We start from the raw sequence: 17,624 nt of genomic DNA, 5'->3' as shown, positions 1-17,624 counted from the left end.
GTTTAGTTTATAGCCTTTCCGTGCTGAAACATCTTCTTTTCAAAAACAGAACCATCAGGGTTATACTTTGCGGCAGGTCCATGTTTGACACCTTTTACATAGGTAATGGTCATTTTAGGTGTGCCGTTATCATAGTAAACTGTTGCAACACCGTCGATCCTTCCATTTACATAGGGCTTTACTAAACGAACACGCCCTTCATCATCATAGAGTGTCTCGTTCCCATTCGGAACACCGTTTTGGATCTCTACTTTTGAGAGGAGTGAGCCTTTATATCCATACATTTTACGTAAACCGTTCATCCCTGTCTTGTCATACATAAAAAACTCAGAGCGCAACATACCACCGGTATAGTAATCTTTTTTCACGTCAACTACACGTTTTTGGGGGCTCAAGGTGCCTGATGTTGTACTATTACAACCATTGAAAAGAAAGACAAGTAAAAATAAGAATAAAAACGATAATTTGTTCATGTGAATCACCTTGTTTGTATGATTTATATCTGGCATTAGTATATTATAAATCATATTGGGTTTACTTTGGGTTTACTTTGATTTTAAAAATCCTGTGCCGCTATCATATCTATTGTTGACAAGAAGACGGCTGGACGGGTATAATGCACCAATTTTTAGAGCAAAAGGATCGTAGATGATGAGGATTATAGAGTATTTTTTACATAATAAAAGGCTAAATTATGTATTACTCTTTTTTCTTCTTTTTCTTGGGATCAATGCCTATCAAAATATTCCAAAAGAACTTTTTCCAGAGATTACATTGGATAAGATCTCTATCGCCGGAGCGTACAGCGGGGCAAGTGCAGAAAATCTTGACAAGATGGCGGTACGGGATATCGAAGATGAGTTAGGTGACATCACAGGTGTAGAGAGCATAGAGACGCTGATCCTTCCGGGAACTTTCTCTATCACCATCAACCTGGAAAACGGTGCAGATAAAAGTGATGCGTTGGACAAAGCCAAAGATGCCATTGCTAGAAGCAGACAGTACCTGCCTTCTGATATGGTGGAACCCACTGCACAGATACTCAATCACAACAGACCTCTAATTAGCTTATCCCTTTCTAGTGAGAAACTCAGCAAGGGTGAGCTGATCGAGCGAGCAAAAGAGATTAAGTCAAAAATCGCAAGATTACCGTACATCAGTGAAGTAAATATCTATGGAGATGCTGACCAAGAAGTATCTATTCAGCTGCAAAAAGATCAGGTGCGTGCTTACGGGCTTGATCCATCAGCGGTGATCTCTGCAGTTTCAAATCTCTCTTATATCTATCCGATAGGGGATATCAAAGAGAGCGGGAATTATATCTTCCTTTCCACGGTACATGGTAAAGACGGAAAGGAAGAGTGGGAATCTGCACTGATAAAAGTGGGAGAACATCAAGTAAGACTGGGAGATATCGCGAACATAGAGATCACTTATCCTCAGGATCAAACGCTCTCTACCTTTAACGGCCGCCGCAATATGACACTGATGATCTCAAAGGGTGCAGAGGGAAATGCGATCGAGCTCTCTCAGACACTCCGGGAGTTTGCTGAAAATACACTCTCCAAGGAGTATCCGAAGGTCTATTTTGATTTCTACCAGGATACGTCAAAACCGGTCAAAGACAGGTTGAATGTCGTTATCTCTAATCTTCTGTTTGGGTTGATCCTAGTATTTGCTTCAATGGCGCTGCTGATCAATGTCCGTATCGCTACGGTAGTGGCAATGGGTATTCCGATCTCTTTTGCCGTGGGATTGATCTTTATCTACTTTATGGGCTATTCGATCAACATTGTCTCTTTGCTTGGCGGGCTGATAGTAATTGGTATTGTTGTGGATGATGCGATTGTAGTCGGTGAAAATATCCAGCGATATATCAATCAGGGAGTAGAGAAAAGAGAAGCTGTTTTACGAGGTGTAAAAGAGATGCTTCTGCCGGTCTCTTTGGCAACATTGACAACGATTGCGGCATTTTTGCCTCTTTTCATGATGACAGGTGAGATCAAGAACTTTATCATATTGATCCCTATAGCAGTGATCATGATATTGATAGGTTCTCTGATAGAGAGCTTTTTGTTTTTGCCGCTGCATTCTGAAGAGATACTGATAAAACAAAAAAATATGATCGATTGGACCAAATTTCAGGACATGTATGAGTCGCTTCTGCATAAAGTGATCCATTACAAGTATACCTTCCTGTTCACTTTTGTCGTGTTGATCCCTATTTTGACCATCTTTACTGTCAAGATGCTCAACTTCCAGTTCTTCCCGAGTTTTGACGGGAATTATCTGTATATTTCAGGGAAAGCCAACATCGATACACCTATCGAGGAGACACAGAAGATCGCTGAGGAGATTGAAAAGTTTGTGATCGAGCATAAAGACGAATATGCCCTCAAGGCAACATCCACAGTCGCAGGAAGCAGGGTAGCGCTCTCAGGGGAAAGTGAGCAGGGAGATAATCTGCTTTATATTACCATGGAGCTTTATGATATGGAACCTCAGAACTTTATAGATGCATTAGTGAATCCTATTTTAACTTTTGAATTTAATTTTAATGATCCTGAACGTATCAGAAAATATCATACTTATGAGATAGCACAGATGTTAAAACAAGAGATCGAGCCTCTAAAGGAAAAATATGGGCTTGAAGAGCTAGGGGTCAAAGAGCAGAAACCGGGACTTATTAAAAGTGATATCAAGATCAATTTGAGCAGCAAAGAGAGTCAAAAGATCGCTGAAGCGATAACAAAGATCGAAACAAAACTTGAGACGATACCGCATGTTAAGGATGTTACAGACAATGCCCAATTGGGTAAAAAAGAGTACAAGCTGCGTATCAATGACTATGGTGAGCAACTGGGACTGAGTGAGAGTATGGTGGCCAAGACCTTAGCAGGTTATTTTTTGGACAGCCGTAAAGCGATGACCTTTGGAGAATCAGGGGTAATGGAGATACGAACACGTGCTCTGGGTAAAGACTCTGAGGATACTTTACTGAACTTCATGATCCCTACCCCGGACGGGTCGTTTGTTAAACTGACACAGATTGCAGAGATTGAAAAGATCAGAGCCTATGAAAAAATTGAAAAGTACAATGGAAACATTGTTAAGTCTATCTTTGCCAATGTGAATAAAAAAGAGACTACACCTGTAGAGGTACTCAAAGAGATCGAACCTCTGCTTGATGAGCTCAGAAAACAGGGGATCAAAGTCACGCTCCAAGGTGAAAGTGAGAAGAACCAGCAGTTGAAGGATGATATGAAAAAGGCTGTACTAATCGCACTCTTTTTGATCTTGATTGCTTTGCTCTTTATTTTTCCTCGTATCCGTTATGCTCTGATGGTAATGTCGGTGATCCCATTCTCATTGTTGGGCGCACTGTTAGGGCATCTAATTTTGGATATCAATCTTTCGATGCCATCAGTGATAGGTATGCTGGGACTTGCCGGAGTTGTTATCAATGACGGGATCATTATGCTGGACTTCCTTCACGGTACACATAACGCTGAGACTTTCTACGAGAGGGCCAAGTTAAGGCTCAGACCGATTTTGATCACTTCTATTACGACGTTTTTGGGGCTCTTTACACTGATCTTCTATGCAACAGGGCAGGCGGTGATCTTACAGCCTATAGCAATATCACTTGGATTTGGACTTCTATGGGGTACGGTACTAAACCTTGTCTACCTTCCGGCTCTTTATGCTGTTGTCAACAAGATCAAACCAACAAGAGAGTAATATAGAAAAAAAGAGGGGGTGTAATGATGAACAAAATTGTCATTTTTATACTACTGATTGCTGCCTTGCTGGGCAGTGTGTTCTTTGTGGCCTTTACCCCAAGCGGGAATGCCCTTTTCCTGCCTTATATCAATGCTCAGTTGAAGGATAATGTAGAGGGTGCCAAAGTTGAGATTGTGAAGCTGTCACTGAAACCGGGATTTGTGACAGCAGTTGCAAAAGTGAATGACTCGGTTGATGTCGTGGCCGAGGGGCCTATCGACCTGTTTGATCAAAGTTTTGATGTCGCATATACTTTGGATGCGCAAAAGATACAAAGCCAAGAGTTTACGATCGATAAACCACTGCACATACAGGGAAAAGCTACAGGCCGTATGGAGGATATGCATATCACTGGAAGCGGTGAAGCTTTTGCTTCCGATATTCACTATGATCTGAATTTTCATGAGAATCAGCCACGGAACATAAAGTTGTATCTCAAAGAGGCAAGTATTGCCGAGATACTTGTACTTGCAGGTGAAAGACCTTATGCCAAGGGACATATGAGCGTAAATGTGAATATGCCTACTCTTGATCCGAGTCATCCTCAGGGAGAAGCTCATCTAGAGATCAAAGATGGCTGGATCGATGCAAAGGCAATTAAGCAGCAGTACAATATTGCACTGCCTTCAGATACCTCACTGCAAGCCAACATCACTGCTAATGCACAAGGGGATACACTCCTGGCAAAGGGAGAAATCCTTACATCATTGGCAACGCTTACATTGAGTGAGACCCGTTATCATCTACAAGCGAAGAAACTAGAGAGCGACTATTTATTGGATATCCCTGATATGACCCAACTTAAAAATGTGGTACAAGCACCAATAGAAGGAAAACTTAAACTGGCTGGTAATGTCTTACTCAATGGAGAGAAAGTCAGTGCTACAGGTATGACACATTCTCTAGGCGGGGAAAGCAGGTTTTATTATGAGAATGGTGCTCTGAATGCTACACTGAAAGATGTAGAGGCTTCGAATTTCTTGAAAATGATTGGATCACCCGGGTATGCTAGCGGAAAACTCTCTGCTAATGTATATCTTTCCCAGCTGCGCGATCTTTCCGGAAAATTTGATCTTAAAAGTAGTGGAGGTGCAGAGAGTTCTGTCGTCAAAAAGGAATTGGATGTAAACCTAGGAAAGCAGTTCAACTATGATATATCTGCAAATGGGAAGATCAAAGACCATAAAGTTTATGCCCAAACAAAGCTTGATACCACAATGGCCAACCTCAGTATGCCGGATATGGTATATGATATCGCTCCGGGGGCATTACACTCATCGTATCATTTTTACATCCCCGACCTAAGAAAGCTTCAGCCCTTGACGGAGAAAGAATATAGAGGGGATATGGACTTTAGGGGGGAAATAAGTAAACAAAAAGATCTTGTTATTACCGGCGAGGGTAAAGAGTTTGACGGTAGTGTTTCATACAAGCTTGTCAACGAGCAGATCAAAGCAGACGTTCATGGTGCTACTGTATCCAAGGTGATGTATATGCTTGGTTATCCGCAAGTGCTTGAAGCACTGAGCGAAGCACAAGTAGACTATAACTTTGCCACACAAAGAGGTAGGGTAGATGCAAAGCTTGACAGTGCACGTATCCTGCCAAATCAGCTTACAATTCTGCTGAAACAGTTGCTGCAAATAGATTTGACACAAGAGCGTTACAACCAAGCTACTTTTGTATCGACAATATCCCCGACAAGGTTTAACTTTGATTTTATTGCACAAAATCCTATTAGTCATCTCAAGATAGTTGACGGTACTTTGGACAAAAGAAGTGAGCAGATCAATGCCTCTGTAGATATGAGATACAAGGACAAAGCATTAAAAGGAAAGATCACAGGGACACTGAATCGGCCAAAAGTAGCACTGGATACTTCTGCACTCCTCAAATCCAAGATTGATGGAAAAGTAGATAATCTCCTGGATAAGAAGTTAAAAGACGGAGGAGGCGATAACGTAAAAGGTCTCTTAAAAGGCTTTTTGAAGTAATCCAAAGAGTGTATTGCACAGCAGTATACTCTTGGATATAATCGTACTATGAATATACTTCCTTTTGTCGCAATATTTTTGGGCTTTTTTGCCCTTATCAGTATCTATATAAGCAGACGCTTGATCAATCATCTGCATTTAAGTGATCAGATCAAGCATTACTTGCGCTTTTTTTTGCTGCTCAACTATGCAGGTATCATTGGCTATATGCTGGCGCGTTACTTCAGCGATACTCCAAATTGGCTTTATTTCTTGCTCTCTTTACCGATCGGGATACTCTTTTTACTTTTTTGTACGGCAGTTTTCTATGATATCTTCAGAGTGGGGATGCTGGGTATACCGATGCAGCCTCAGCGCAGGGATTTTTTGAAGAAGAGTCTGGATATCGGTGCATTGGGGGTGGCGTTTGGTGTGAGTGCCGATGCAACTTATCAGGCACGTATCGTAAAGCTTGAAGAGGTGCCTGTCAAGATCAAAAATCTGGCAAGACCTTACACGATCGCACAGATTAGCGACACCCATGTAGGGGGATTGATCAACAAAAAATTTATGCAAAATGTTGTCAACCGTGTCAATGCTCTTGAACCTGATTTGGTTGTCATTACAGGAGACCTGGTTGATGTGAAGTTGTCTCAGGCTCAAAAAGCGTTAGAAGCTTTAAGAGGATTGAAATCAACCTATGGTACCTACTTTATCGTGGGTAATCATGAATACTTTCATGGTATTGAAGAGATCATAGCATATGTAAAAAGTATTGGGATCAGGGTACTGGAGAATGAAAACATTTATATCGGTGAAAAGGGAGAGGGGTTCAACCTGGCAGGCGTCTATGATGTTTTCGGATATCGGATCGAGCAGTATAAGCCTGATATCCACTTTGCTCTTCAGGGGATTGAACAGGATTCCCCGACCATATTATTGGCCCACCAGCCACGTTTTGTTGAAGAGGCAGATGGGAAAGTGGATTTGATGCTGAGTGGTCATACGCATGGCGGACAGCTTTACCCGTTTAAGGCATTGGTAAGACTTCAGCAGCCTTATGTGAGCGGTTTGCATAGGCATAGTGATAAAACACAGGTCTATGTCAATAAAGGTACTGGATTTTGGGGCCCTCCAATGCGACTGGGAGCCAGCAGTGAGATCACATGCCTCAAACTTATCAAAGGATAGATCATGATACTCTGTAACTGTCATCTCCATATGGAATTACCTGAAGTGCATTCTCTCAAAGGGCGTAGATCTGTACTGAATAGTCTTAAAGAAAAACTAAAAAAGTTTAATGTGTCATTGCTTGATATCAGTAGTGAGTATGTCAAAGAGGCAGATATCGCTTTTGTATTTCTCTCGCATAATGCGCGAAGTGCAGCACAGTATAGAGAAGATATCGAGTCCATGCTGAATCGTAACTTCTCTGAATACTTTTATGAACTTGAGTATGAGGAGATGTAGCTACTTTGTTGAGAAGTTCTTCATCATCTCCTGCATCTGCTCTATCTGTTCAGGTGTAAGCTGAGGTACCTCATTTTCGTTTTCATCTCCATTATACATCATAAGGCCGGAAGCACTCTTGATAGGAAAATTCGGTAGTTTTAGATCATCTTTGGAGATTGATACATCAAGATTGATCTTTGTTGCAGTGGTCGTATGCTTGATCCCCATCATATCTGCTTCGCTTTTGAGCATGATCCCTTTATAAAGCCAGAGTTTAACCTGCATCATCTGCCATACTTCACAAGGATACCCCATGAAGTTCTCTTCACCGATCTTTTTACCATTCATAGACTCAAGCATCTCATTTCCTGTTTTGGCAAAGTTCTGATATTCTGAGTTTTTCAGGGTTTCGGGAGTATATTCGTAGATCACTCTTTCCTCGAAATCAACGACGAAGAACTTTCCGTTATCGACTTTGGTCAACTGCTGTTCCCGCTTTTTCATTCCCATTGTGTTTGATTCAACTTCTTCAGAGTGTAATTCTATATTTCCCCACTCTTTAAAGACTGTTTTTGCTATGCCTTTGCCGTTGATATTCATCCCCATTACATTACCGCTATGAGTGATCGTATACTCGATAACTCCGGACTTTATCTCATAGCGTTTTGTCTCTGCACTTAGTGTAGTGATCGAAGCAATAGTGATCAACAGAACTGCCCACAATTTAAAATGTTTCATTGTATTTACTCCTCCCTTTTTCTGATTATAACCAAAAGTCTATTTAGAGTTTATCCTGTGTTAAAGTAGTAGTTATCACAGTATATACAGATTATCTCCAAATATTCAATTAATTTTCAATTAAAGACTTAATGAATATAATCAGTATATATCCAAAAGGAGGCAAAGATGAGATTAACTTCATTCTTGGCATTTGGTACGGTTTTATTCGTCTCTTTGAATCTTACGGGGTGTGTGCCCGGACCACCTCCACCACCGCCAAAACCCAAACCCATGGTAAACTATTATCAGCAAGGTTATAATGATGGCTGCTGGACGAAACGGCATGCGGGGATGAAAAAGAACCACTACCTATATGATCATTATTACAGCTATAGAAAAGGCTGGAATAAAGGATACAACGTATGTAAACCAATGGTTAAGCCTTTGCCGCTACCACCTGTAAAACCAAAACCCAAACCTTTGCCAAAGATATAGTTCATAGAAAGAAGATGTAAGATATTATGAAAAAACTTTTGATGTTATTTTTTGTATTGTCGTTATTTTTATTAATCGGTTGTGATACAAAGAAAAAAGAACAAATTGATTCTAGCAATATAAATAATGCAGACAAGTGTCGAGAAACAGAACAGCAAAAAATAAGAATTACCAAGAGTATTAAAGAAGCAGAAGAGCTGGTCGAGCAAGCCGAAAAAGGATCTGATGCCCAACTTAATCTTATACTGTTGATAGAAGAAGCAAAAGAAGAACTGTTTAAAATAAAAGAAGAATTAAAGGATTGTAATACGTCCCTTCTTTGAGTTCTGTGTGATTTGGTTGACATTTATTATATTGTTATAGTCAGTATATCAGGGGTATCCAATTATCTATCACTTGGAGTCCTCTGCATACCGAACCTATAGTATTCATTTTATACATGGTATCTTTCAAATATTTTAAATATATAACAATATAAGATAGATTAAGTTATAGTTTCAAAGAAAAATTCATAAATTTGTCGTATTTCATTCGACTAAAAGTTTAAGGGAAATGAGTGCTATTTAACAGTTATGAATTTATCTTCGCCTTTTTACCAATAACTTTCTTCATATATTTTTATCTTAACAGTAAACGATTGACAGAAGCAAGTAAAGCATTTTTAGTCCTTGCCTCCCTTTTCTTCTATAGTTGGTGGAATATAGCTTATCTTCCAATCATATTGTTTTCAATGCTTTTTAATTATGTAGTTGGAGTTTCTCTTTCAAAAGACCAAGAACATACCAAGGTCAGTAAAAAAACACTTCTTGCTATTGGTGTTGTCGCTAATGTTGCTTTACTTGGATATTTTAAATATACAGATTTCTTTATTGAGAATATAAATCTTGCAACAAATGGCCATATCCCTTTATTTCATTTGGCATTACCCTTAGCTATCTCTTTCTTTACTTTCCAGCAAATTGCCTACCTTGTGGACAGTTATAGAGGTGAAACAAGAGAGTATGATTTTCTGAACTACGCAAACTTCGTAACTTTTTTCCCTCAACTGATTGCTGGTCCGATCGTACACCATGCAGAGATGATGCCACAATTTGCCAAGACTATAAATAAAGTTAAAAATTATAGAAACATTGCAATGGGATTATTCATATTTTCTATTGGTCTTTTCAAGAAAGTGGTTATTGCAGATACTTTCGCAGTATGGGCCACAAATGGATTTGATAAAGCAGAAGTATTGACATTAATTGAGGCATGGGCAACATCATTATCTTATACATTTCAGCTTTATTTTGATTTTAGTGGTTACACAGATATGGCAATCGGAGCGGCACTTCTTTTTAACATAAAATTACCAATAAACTTTAATAGCCCATACAAAGCAATTAGCATCCAAGACTTTTGGAGAAGGTGGCATATTACACTGAGTAGATTTCTAAAAGACTATATTTATATTCCTTTAGGCGGTAATAGAAAAGGGAGTTTGAGAACCTACAGCAACCTTATGGCAACGTTTTTAATAGGAGGAATTTGGCACGGAGCCGGTTGGACCTTTGTATTTTGGGGGATTTTACATGGAATGGCCTTAGTGATTCATCGTATATGGAAGCAATTAGGATTTAAGTTAAATACTATTATAGCTTGGGTCATAACTTTTAACTTCATAAATATAGCTTGGGTATTTTTTAGGGCGAAAGAGTGGGATGATGCTATTAAAGTATTAAAAGGGATGTTTGGATTTAATGGTATTACCTTATCTGAAAAACATGAAAAATATTTATCTTTTTTACATCAATATGGTGTAGAGTTTGGGAAAGAGTTGGCTAACATTAATGGAAGTAGTGAAACGTTAAACTTTTTAATATTAGGTACATTTACGGTCTTGTATTTTAAAAACAGTATGGAAATGAAAGATAGTTTTAAACCAAATTATAAAATTGCATTTATGACGGCAATTTTCTTTATATACAGCATTTTATCTTTTAATAAAATATCAGAGTTTTTATATTTTAATTTTTAAGGTTATTGATGCAAAATAAACAGTTTATTAGAATAGTAATATTTTTGCCAATTCTTTTTTTTATTGGGTTTGAAAGTTTTATATATTTCACTCAAAAAGAAGTAAATTTAGTTGATGATGTAATAAAGGCAAGAAATTCAGAAGTACATTGCCTTATAATGGGGGATTCACATACTGAACATGCATTTAGAAATGAAATAAAAAGTTGTCAAAATTTGTCTGTTGGCGGTGCTTCTATACCAATGATTATAGATGCCGTGTACAGTGTAGATAAAAAAAATAAACTAAAAACAGTGATACTCGTCTTGGAACCACATGACTTTTCAGAGTATAGAATATTAAGTTACAGTCCTACTTTTAAAAATATTTCAGAAAAATTTACACCGATATATCAACCATTATTTAATATTCCTTTTATTCGAGAAGTTGTTATAAACCACTTTAAATCAATATTTAAACCCAATACGAATAAAGAAGAAAAGTTATGGACTAATAAAAGTTTAGAAAAGAGGGTAAAGGCTTTAAATAATAGAGTAAAAGTACATATACCGATTCAAGATTTCGAAAAAAGTGAGTATTCAAAAAACTATCAAAACTTAATTACATATTTAGTTAATAAGAAAATCAATGTTTATTTAGTTCGTACTCCAGTTGTAACAGAATATGAGAAAAGATTATTTGATCATGTTACTTATGACCGGTGGAATAAATATATTGAAGTCTTTAGATCATTGGGTGCAAAATATATTGATTATAAAGATTTGAATTTTGATTCAAATAAAGAGTTTTTATTTAAGGATCAGGATCATCTTAATAGTGAGGGTGCCAAAATCTTCTCACAATCATTTAAAAAGTATATATTAGAAAAGAATTAAAAACTTTATCAAAGTAAGTTAACCAGAGATATATTGTGTATATAAGAGGTTCATGGCAGACAGGAAGGGATTTTAAATTATTAATTTCCTATCTTTTTTTAAACTTTCACAAATAATCACATTAACCCCCCCCATAAAACGAGCATTTGTTAAGTACCACATTTTAAAAGTTAAAACTCAAATATCGGTACAGCATATATTTTCAAAGTAAATATTTCTTATTTTCATGCATCCCATAAAAAATTTAATCCAATTAATAATGATGGTAATATAAGAATAATAACTATTTTCTTTAGGGCTCCTCCCTCTTCATATTGATAACCTACCTCTTCCCATACTTCTCGTAATAAAATGTATACAAATATTAATGGTATTATAGGAATAATGACTATTTTCATTAGGACTACTGTCCAATGACTTGAACCTCTTAACCATCCAACTAAAAAACCAAAAGAACTACGAAAAAAAGCACCTACCCCTCTAACTAAAGCACGTATTGGATTTCCTAAATTAATACCAAGAGCTAGAAGAACTATGACACCAATAAATATAATAGCAGATAGCTTTAGTAAGTCAAATATCGCAATAAACATCTTTCCCCCTCTTAACAATAACAAATAGTATACAGGAACATTATAGATTTTATCTAATAACTGAAGTTCATTAAAGAACTTTATATTTTTTTGCAAAGAAATTAAGATATAGGTAACACTTTAATTGACGATAAAATATTAAAATTCTACTAGGGCTTCTAAATATTTGAGGTCATTGTTTTAAAATTTCTATACTAAGATATTTTTTCCCACAGTAAAAAAGAGCTATACAGGCATTTAGTATTGCATGGTAAAAAGCTACGGCATGAACGGCTATTTACAAGAAGCTATTATAGCTACTGCTCTGTTAATGAACGAATATTTACCAAATAAGCTGATATATAAAGAGGTACATAAAAAAGCGTTGGGTGTTTATCTATATATCATGGAAAACAAAGAGAACTTCAAAGAGAAGCTAACTAAAAGTCAACTCCAAAAAGCCCATAGTATATGAGATAGACGGAGAAAGTCAACTCAAGTACAAAACACTAAAGCAAGGATAGAAGAGTTGCTTAAAACTGATGACTATATAAAGCCAAATGGCAAAGTAAATAAAACTTCAATTGCTAAAGCCTTGAATATGAATAGAAGAGCCCTTGATAAATATCTCTAGATATAAAATTATTTGTATTTGTGCTACAATTAAAAAAAGAGGTGAAAAGTGAACACCAAAGTAAACGACCAAATGCCTATTTAATCGGGGTTTGATGAGGTAAGTGAACAGTTAAGTGAACAGTAAATGGGTAATAGATTAATAGGAGTATTTTTGAAAGATGGTTACCAATAGGTTGCCAAAGCATAGAATTATCAAACCTTAAAAAGTCTATCAAATGCCTAAAATACGTTGTTTGTTAGGTTTTATAGTAGTTATCTGGCAGACAGGAAGGGATTCGAACCCTCGATAGCGTTAACTATACACGCGTTCCAGGCGTGCGCCTTCAACCGCTCGGCCACCTGTCTACATATGAAAGCTTCTTGAAGATTATAAAATGTTTATGATTTCACAAGAAGTGTTGAGGTTAAGAACCTCTCCCCAGATACCTGCGGCACACAGTAAAGGAAGGTGGGCTGCTATGTTCCCATCCTGACCCTCTGTCTCCCAATACCGTTGCACAGGTCTGAAAAGAGGCAATGGAATATTACCCAAAGGTTACTTAATATGTCAATGGCGTCAAGCTTGAAGGAACTTCACACATTTTACTCTTCCTCATTATAAAGTACCGTCCACTCATAGAACGGTAGGGCTTCGAAGTGAAGCTTTTCGATATCGTATTCGTAAGTGTTGGCAACGGTGACGATGGTGATCTTTTTGACCTTGTACTGTTTATATATAGAGAACTTGGTTTGGGATTTTGCCCAGAGACTCTCTTCGCTTTCAAAAGGTGCAGGAATGATGAGCTCGCCATCTTTAGTGATATAACCATGTATCCCCAATGTATCAAATGCTATACCGTGCTTCATTAAAGCCAGAGCGATCATTGTATCAAACTGTGTGATGAAAGGCTGGCCGGTAGTGAGGTACTTGGCAAAAGCAAAATCAAAAAGGATCATTTTCTTTCCCCCTTTTTGATAGCGGTCATTGATAAAGAGGACCAGCTTCTCATCCGTGAAGGTTTTGATCGTTTTGTATAGCCAGTCTTTGGAGACCTTGAAACGTTCTTTGGCAAAGGTATAGATCTGGTGAGTCGTGAGATGTTTGGTATGGTGTTGTGCAAGTATCAGCAGAAGTTTTTGTTCATTGGATGTAAAGCGACTCTGCCAGAAACGTTTCATGGGGTGTAAAGTAGCGCGGTAGGATCTTGCCAGGGCAGGGAGTGTACCTGATTTCAGAAAGTGGTTAAAGGCATTGGTGGCGGAAATGGAGCTTTCAAATGCCAAGAACTCTTCATAATCCAGAGGAAAGAGCTCCAGTGCAGTAAGCCTTGGATCATTTAATGGAATACGCGAGATAACGATAAGACGGTCTACCTCAGGAAAATGTTCCAGATAGCCTTGTTCATACTGGTCAAGGACCAGCAATGTAATGTCATTATCATCTATATATTGCTGCAGCGTTACAGCATTGAGTTTACCAAAGATAAGATTTGGGTCTTCCATATCTATATAAAGACGTACTTCTTCATCGATCTCCTCTATATGGGATAGTACAATGGATGTCTTACCGGCACCACGTACACCAAATAGATTGATATCGACATTATCGGGAAGTTGTAATTTTCTCGGGATATATCTGTCATTGCTATAGTGCTGTGAGTGAAAATATTCTAGAAGTTCCATGGGATATTGCCCCTTTCTTTCCTTTTAAAAAGGAAATAATTTTTCAAATTGTACCAATTTTTGACTAAAAAGTATTGAGGCTCTCAAAAAATTTGGATATAATTCGCGTTCCTAATATATGTTAGGGGACAAAATGTCCTGTGTTTAGGCACCCGGCAATCGCTTGGCTAACGAGTTCTTTATAAGGTAAAAAAATGGAAAAAATCAGATTGAAGCTTAAAGCTTATGATCACAGAGTACTAGATAGATCTGTTGCTGCTATCGTTGATGCAGTTAAACGTACAGGTGCTGAGATTAGAGGGCCGATCCCAATGCCAACTAAACTTAAGCGTTATACTGTTCTTAAATCACCACACGTAAACAAAGATTCACGTGAGCAATTTGAGATCAGAATTCACGGAAGAATGATTGATATCGTTTCAGCGACTTCAGAGACTGTAGATTCACTAATGAAATTGGATCTTGCACCTGAAATCGAAGTTGAAATCAGATCAATGGACAAGTAAGAGGAGCAAAGCATGGAATTTATTATTGAAAAAATTGGTATGAGCAGAACTGTTGATGTACCAAGTGTTCCTGTAACACTTCTTAAAGTTGTTGATACAAAAGTATGTGAAGTAAGAGAAGACGGAAAAGCACTTGTAGCGTATAACTCTAGCAAAAAGTTTAACAAAAGCATCGAAGGTCAGCAGGCTAAGTATGGTGTGAGTAAAGAGTTTAACAAATTCATGACTATCTCTGTAGCAGAAGGTACAGAAGCTGGTGACCTTAACACAGCTGCACTTACTGAAGCAGCAGTAGTAAAAACGTCACTAAATACTAAGGGACGTGGTTTCCAAGGTGCTGTTAAGCGTCACGGATTTAGTGGTGGACCAGCATCACACGGACACAGATTCGGTAGAAGAGTTGGTTCAATCGGTATGTGTGAATGGCCAGGTCGTGTTCAACCAGGACAAAAGATGCCAGGTCAGTACGGAAACACTAAAGTAACAGTAAAGAACGAAGTAATCTCATATGATGCAGAGAACGGGATTCTAGTATTAAAAGGTTCAATCCCAGGAGCTAACGGTTCACGTGGATTGGTAAGGATTGTGAAATAATGAGTACGACAGTAATTAAAACAAGTGATTTACCACAGGCGTTTTTGGAAGTGCACCCGCACAACCTTTACCTTTACTGTAAAGCATATGCTTCTGGCCTTAGAGCTAACACTGCTTCTGTTAAAAACAGATCAGAAGTAAGCGGTGGTGGAAAGAAGCCATTTGCTCAAAAAGGTGGCGGTAGAGCAAGACAAGGTTCTATCAGAGCTCCTCACTACAGAGGTGGTGGTGTAGTATTTGGTCCAAATACTAACAGAAACTATGACCAAAAAGTGAACAAAAAGCAAAAGAAACTTGCTTTGATGCATGCAATCGCTGAAATGGCTGCGAATGAGAAACTTTTTGTAGTTGACTCAGTAAACATCGAATCTGCTAAAACTAAAGATGCAGTAGCATTCGTAAATGGTTTTGGACAAAGAGATGTATTGGTAGTAAAAGAGATGATCGATGACAAGACTTTCTTGGCATTCAGAAATCTTCAAAATGCTTACCTAATTGAAGCAAACGAGCTTAATGCTTACCTTGCTGCAGCATACCACTCAATGGTAATCGAAAAAGCTGTATTTGATAAATTGACAAAAGAGGCTTAAGATGGCAGATATTACAGATATTAAAGCAATCATGTATACAGAGAAGACTTTGGGTCTTCAAGAAGACGGTGTCATCGTAGTACAAACTAGTCCTAGAATGACTAAAAACGGTCTTAAAGAAGTATTTAAAGAGTTCTTCGGGATCAACCCACTTAGAGTTAACTCAATGAGAGTAAACGGAAAAGTGAAAAGATTCAGAGGTGTTGAAGGAAAAAGAGCTGACCTTAAAAAGTTTTATGTGAAGCTTCCTGAAGATGCAAAAATTGAAAGCCTAGCGGTATAAGGAGTAGAAGATGGCAATGAAATCATATAGACCAATAACTCCGGCTAGAAGATGGATGACAAACCTTGACAGTAGTGATATTACTGCTAAAGCAAGTGTAAGAAGTCTACTTAAGAAACTTCCAGCAAGTGCAGGTAGAAACTCATACGGTAGAATCACTTCTAGACATAAAGAAGCTGGTGCGAAAAAACTTTATAGAATCATCGATTTCAAAAGAAATAAATTCGGTGTAGAAGGTACAGTAGCAACTGTTGAGTACGATCCGTACAGAAACTGTAGAATCTGTCTTGTTAAATATGTAGACGGTGACAGAAGATATATCCTCCAACCAAAAGGTTTGATGGTAGGTGATAAAGTAATGGCAGCAGAAGCTGGACTTGACATCAAGACTGGTAATGCAATGAAGCTTAAATCTATCCCTGTGGGTACATTGGTACACAACATCGAGCTTAACCCAGGTCAAGGTGGTGCAATGGCAAGAAGTGCTGGTGCATATGCGCAAATCATGGGTAGAGATGGTAAGTATGTTTCTCTAAGACTTCCTTCTGGCGAGATGAGATATGTACTTGGTGAGTGTATGGCAACAGTTGGTACAATCGGTAACGAAGAGATCGCTAACGAAGTTGTTGGTAAAGCTGGTAGAAATAGACACAGAGGTATCAGACCGCAAACTAGAGGTTCTGCAATGAACCCAGTAGATCACCCGCACGGTGGTGGTGAAGGTAAAACAAACTCTGGTCGTCACCCGGTATCTCCATGGGGTATGCCAACGAAGGGTTATAAGACTCGTAAGAAAAAAGCTAGTGATAAACTTATCATTAGTAAGAGAAAGAAGTAAGGGGCTAAGAGATGGCAAGATCTACAAAAAAAGGTCCATTTATCGATGGTCACCTAATGAAAAAAGTGCTTAAAGCAAAAGAAGAAGGTTCAAACAAACCAATCAAAACTTGGTCAAGAAGATCAGTAATCTTCCCTGAGTTTATCGGTTTGACAATCAACGTACATAACGGTAGACAATTCGTACCGGTATTCGTTACTGAAAACCATGTAGGTTATAAACTTGGTGAATTCGCACCAACTAGAACATTCAAGGGCCACAAAGGTTCTGTACAGAAGAAGGTAGGTTAAGATGAGTAAAGCACTATTAAAATTCGTAAGAGTTTCACCTACAAAAGCAAGACTTATCGCTAGAGAAGTTCAAGGGATGAACGCTGAGTTGGCTCTTGCAGCACTAGACTTTATGCCTAACAAGGCAGCTGGAATCATTTCTAAAGTAATTGCTTCAGCGGTTGCAAATGGTGATTTCGAGCCAGAAGAAGTAGTGATCACTTCTTGTAGAGTAGACAAAGCAGCTGTGATGAAAAGATGGAGACCTAGAGCTAGAGGTACTGCAACAAGAATCATCAAGCCAACATCACACATTCTTGTAGAAGTTGGTCCAGCAACTAACGGAAAGGAAGCATAAG

At 38.1% G+C, this 17,624-nt stretch carries 20 protein-coding genes, 1 tRNA gene and 1 other RNA gene; 16 read left to right on the top strand and 6 right to left on the bottom strand.

The genetic code is table 11. The annotated features are described in order from the left end of the window. Nucleotides 1-2: 2 nt before the first annotated feature. Nucleotides 3-473 (bottom strand): toxin-antitoxin system YwqK family antitoxin, encoded by a 471-nt coding sequence (locus PGH07_RS09980; protein ID WP_289414328.1) that lies wholly within the window; start codon nt 471-473, stop codon nt 3-5. Between the two features lie 175 nt (nt 474-648). Between PGH07_RS09980 and PGH07_RS09975 the strand changes: the two genes are divergently transcribed. From PGH07_RS09975 to PGH07_RS09960, 4 genes are read left to right on the top strand one after another with little or no spacing between them, the layout of a single operon-like run. Then, a complete protein-coding gene (locus PGH07_RS09975; protein WP_289414327.1) occupies nt 649-3,741 on the top strand; it encodes an efflux RND transporter permease subunit in 3,093 nt (1,030 codons plus the stop codon). Between the two features lie 23 nt (nt 3,742-3,764). Continuing rightward, nucleotides 3,765-5,777, top strand: a complete 2,013-nt coding sequence (locus PGH07_RS09970) for a translocation/assembly module TamB domain-containing protein (RefSeq protein ID WP_289414326.1) — start codon at nt 3,765-3,767, stop codon at nt 5,775-5,777. 48 nt (nt 5,778-5,825) lie between these two features. Next, on the top strand, nt 5,826-6,947 hold the full coding sequence (locus PGH07_RS09965) for a metallophosphoesterase (RefSeq protein WP_289414325.1): 1,122 nt from the start codon (nt 5,826-5,828) through the stop codon (nt 6,945-6,947). Nucleotides 6,948-6,950: 3 nt separating this feature from the next. Then, nucleotides 6,951-7,226 carry a DUF503 family protein gene (locus tag PGH07_RS09960; protein WP_289414324.1) on the top strand — a complete coding sequence of 92 codons (276 nt, stop codon included), beginning with the start codon at nt 6,951-6,953 and terminating at the stop codon, nt 7,224-7,226. On the opposite strand, the gene PGH07_RS09955 is transcribed toward PGH07_RS09960, so the two are convergent. After that, entirely contained in the window at nt 7,227-7,946 is a 720-nt protein-coding gene (locus PGH07_RS09955; RefSeq protein ID WP_289414322.1) for a hypothetical protein, read from the bottom strand. Between the two features lie 168 nt (nt 7,947-8,114). Between PGH07_RS09955 and PGH07_RS09950 the strand changes: the two genes are divergently transcribed. From PGH07_RS09950 to PGH07_RS09935, 4 genes are all read left to right on the top strand, one after another. Then, complete coding sequence (locus tag PGH07_RS09950; protein WP_289414321.1) at nt 8,115-8,423, top strand: hypothetical protein; 309 nt, start codon at nt 8,115-8,117, stop codon at nt 8,421-8,423. A gap of 26 nt (nt 8,424-8,449) precedes the next feature. Further along, on the top strand, nt 8,450-8,746 hold the full coding sequence (locus PGH07_RS09945) for a hypothetical protein (RefSeq protein WP_289414320.1): 297 nt from the start codon (nt 8,450-8,452) through the stop codon (nt 8,744-8,746). 233 nt (nt 8,747-8,979) lie between these two features. Next, entirely contained in the window at nt 8,980-10,440 is a 1,461-nt protein-coding gene (locus PGH07_RS09940; RefSeq protein ID WP_289414319.1) for an MBOAT family O-acyltransferase, read from the top strand. Nucleotides 10,441-10,448: 8 nt separating this feature from the next. Beyond that, nucleotides 10,449-11,315 carry an SGNH/GDSL hydrolase family protein gene (locus PGH07_RS09935; RefSeq protein ID WP_289414318.1) on the top strand — a complete coding sequence of 289 codons (867 nt, stop codon included), beginning with the start codon at nt 10,449-10,451 and terminating at the stop codon, nt 11,313-11,315. Between the two features lie 224 nt (nt 11,316-11,539). On the opposite strand, the gene PGH07_RS09930 is transcribed toward PGH07_RS09935, so the two are convergent. Beyond that, entirely contained in the window at nt 11,540-11,908 is a 369-nt protein-coding gene (locus PGH07_RS09930) for a hypothetical protein (protein ID WP_289414317.1), read from the bottom strand. Nucleotides 11,909-12,155: 247 nt separating this feature from the next. On the opposite strand from PGH07_RS09930, the gene PGH07_RS09925 reads away from it, so the two are divergent. Continuing rightward, a complete protein-coding gene (locus PGH07_RS09925) occupies nt 12,156-12,362 on the top strand; it encodes a hypothetical protein (RefSeq protein ID WP_289414316.1) in 207 nt (68 codons plus the stop codon). A 418-nt stretch (nt 12,363-12,780) separates the two neighbouring features. On the opposite strand, the gene PGH07_RS09920 is transcribed toward PGH07_RS09925, so the two are convergent. The 3 genes from PGH07_RS09920 to PGH07_RS09910 form a co-directional block, all read right to left on the bottom strand. Next, a tRNA-Ser gene (locus PGH07_RS09920) sits at nt 12,781-12,868 on the bottom strand. A 67-nt stretch (nt 12,869-12,935) separates the two neighbouring features. Beyond that, nucleotides 12,936-13,033, bottom strand: an RNA gene (gene ffs / locus PGH07_RS09915) — signal recognition particle sRNA small type. A 72-nt stretch (nt 13,034-13,105) separates the two neighbouring features. Beyond that, nucleotides 13,106-14,185 (bottom strand): ATP-binding protein, encoded by a 1,080-nt coding sequence (locus tag PGH07_RS09910; protein ID WP_289414315.1) that lies wholly within the window; start codon nt 14,183-14,185, stop codon nt 13,106-13,108. A 194-nt stretch (nt 14,186-14,379) separates the two neighbouring features. Between PGH07_RS09910 and rpsJ the strand changes: the two genes are divergently transcribed. From rpsJ to rplV, 7 genes are read left to right on the top strand one after another with little or no spacing between them, the layout of a single operon-like run. Next, nucleotides 14,380-14,691: a 30S ribosomal protein S10 gene (gene rpsJ, locus PGH07_RS09905; RefSeq protein WP_229937061.1), complete on the top strand. Its 312-nt coding sequence runs from the start codon at nt 14,380-14,382 to the stop codon at nt 14,689-14,691. A gap of 12 nt (nt 14,692-14,703) precedes the next feature. Next, entirely contained in the window at nt 14,704-15,285 is a 582-nt protein-coding gene (gene rplC / locus PGH07_RS09900; protein WP_289414314.1) for a 50S ribosomal protein L3, read from the top strand. After that, nucleotides 15,285-15,875 carry a 50S ribosomal protein L4 gene (gene rplD / locus PGH07_RS09895; RefSeq protein WP_289414313.1) on the top strand — a complete coding sequence of 197 codons (591 nt, stop codon included), beginning with the start codon at nt 15,285-15,287 and terminating at the stop codon, nt 15,873-15,875. The genes rplC and rplD overlap by 1 nt, the downstream gene beginning before the upstream one ends. Nucleotide 15,876: 1 nt before the next feature. Continuing rightward, nucleotides 15,877-16,158: a 50S ribosomal protein L23 gene (locus PGH07_RS09890; protein WP_289414312.1), complete on the top strand. Its 282-nt coding sequence runs from the start codon at nt 15,877-15,879 to the stop codon at nt 16,156-16,158. A 10-nt stretch (nt 16,159-16,168) separates the two neighbouring features. Next, on the top strand, nt 16,169-16,996 hold the full coding sequence (gene rplB, locus PGH07_RS09885; RefSeq protein ID WP_289414310.1) for a 50S ribosomal protein L2: 828 nt from the start codon (nt 16,169-16,171) through the stop codon (nt 16,994-16,996). 11 nt (nt 16,997-17,007) lie between these two features. Beyond that, on the top strand, nt 17,008-17,286 hold the full coding sequence (rpsS, locus tag PGH07_RS09880; protein WP_008244855.1) for a 30S ribosomal protein S19: 279 nt from the start codon (nt 17,008-17,010) through the stop codon (nt 17,284-17,286). Between the two features lies 1 nt (nt 17,287). Continuing rightward, on the top strand, nt 17,288-17,623 hold the full coding sequence (gene rplV, locus PGH07_RS09875; RefSeq protein ID WP_289414309.1) for a 50S ribosomal protein L22: 336 nt from the start codon (nt 17,288-17,290) through the stop codon (nt 17,621-17,623). Nucleotide 17,624 lies beyond the last annotated feature (1 nt).

Source organism: Sulfurovum zhangzhouensis, from assembly GCF_030347965.1.
GTDB lineage: Bacteria > Campylobacterota > Campylobacteria > Campylobacterales > Sulfurovaceae > Sulfurovum > Sulfurovum zhangzhouensis.
Note: the sequence above shows the minus strand (reverse complement) of the source record. Positions and strands in the feature narration are given on the sequence as shown.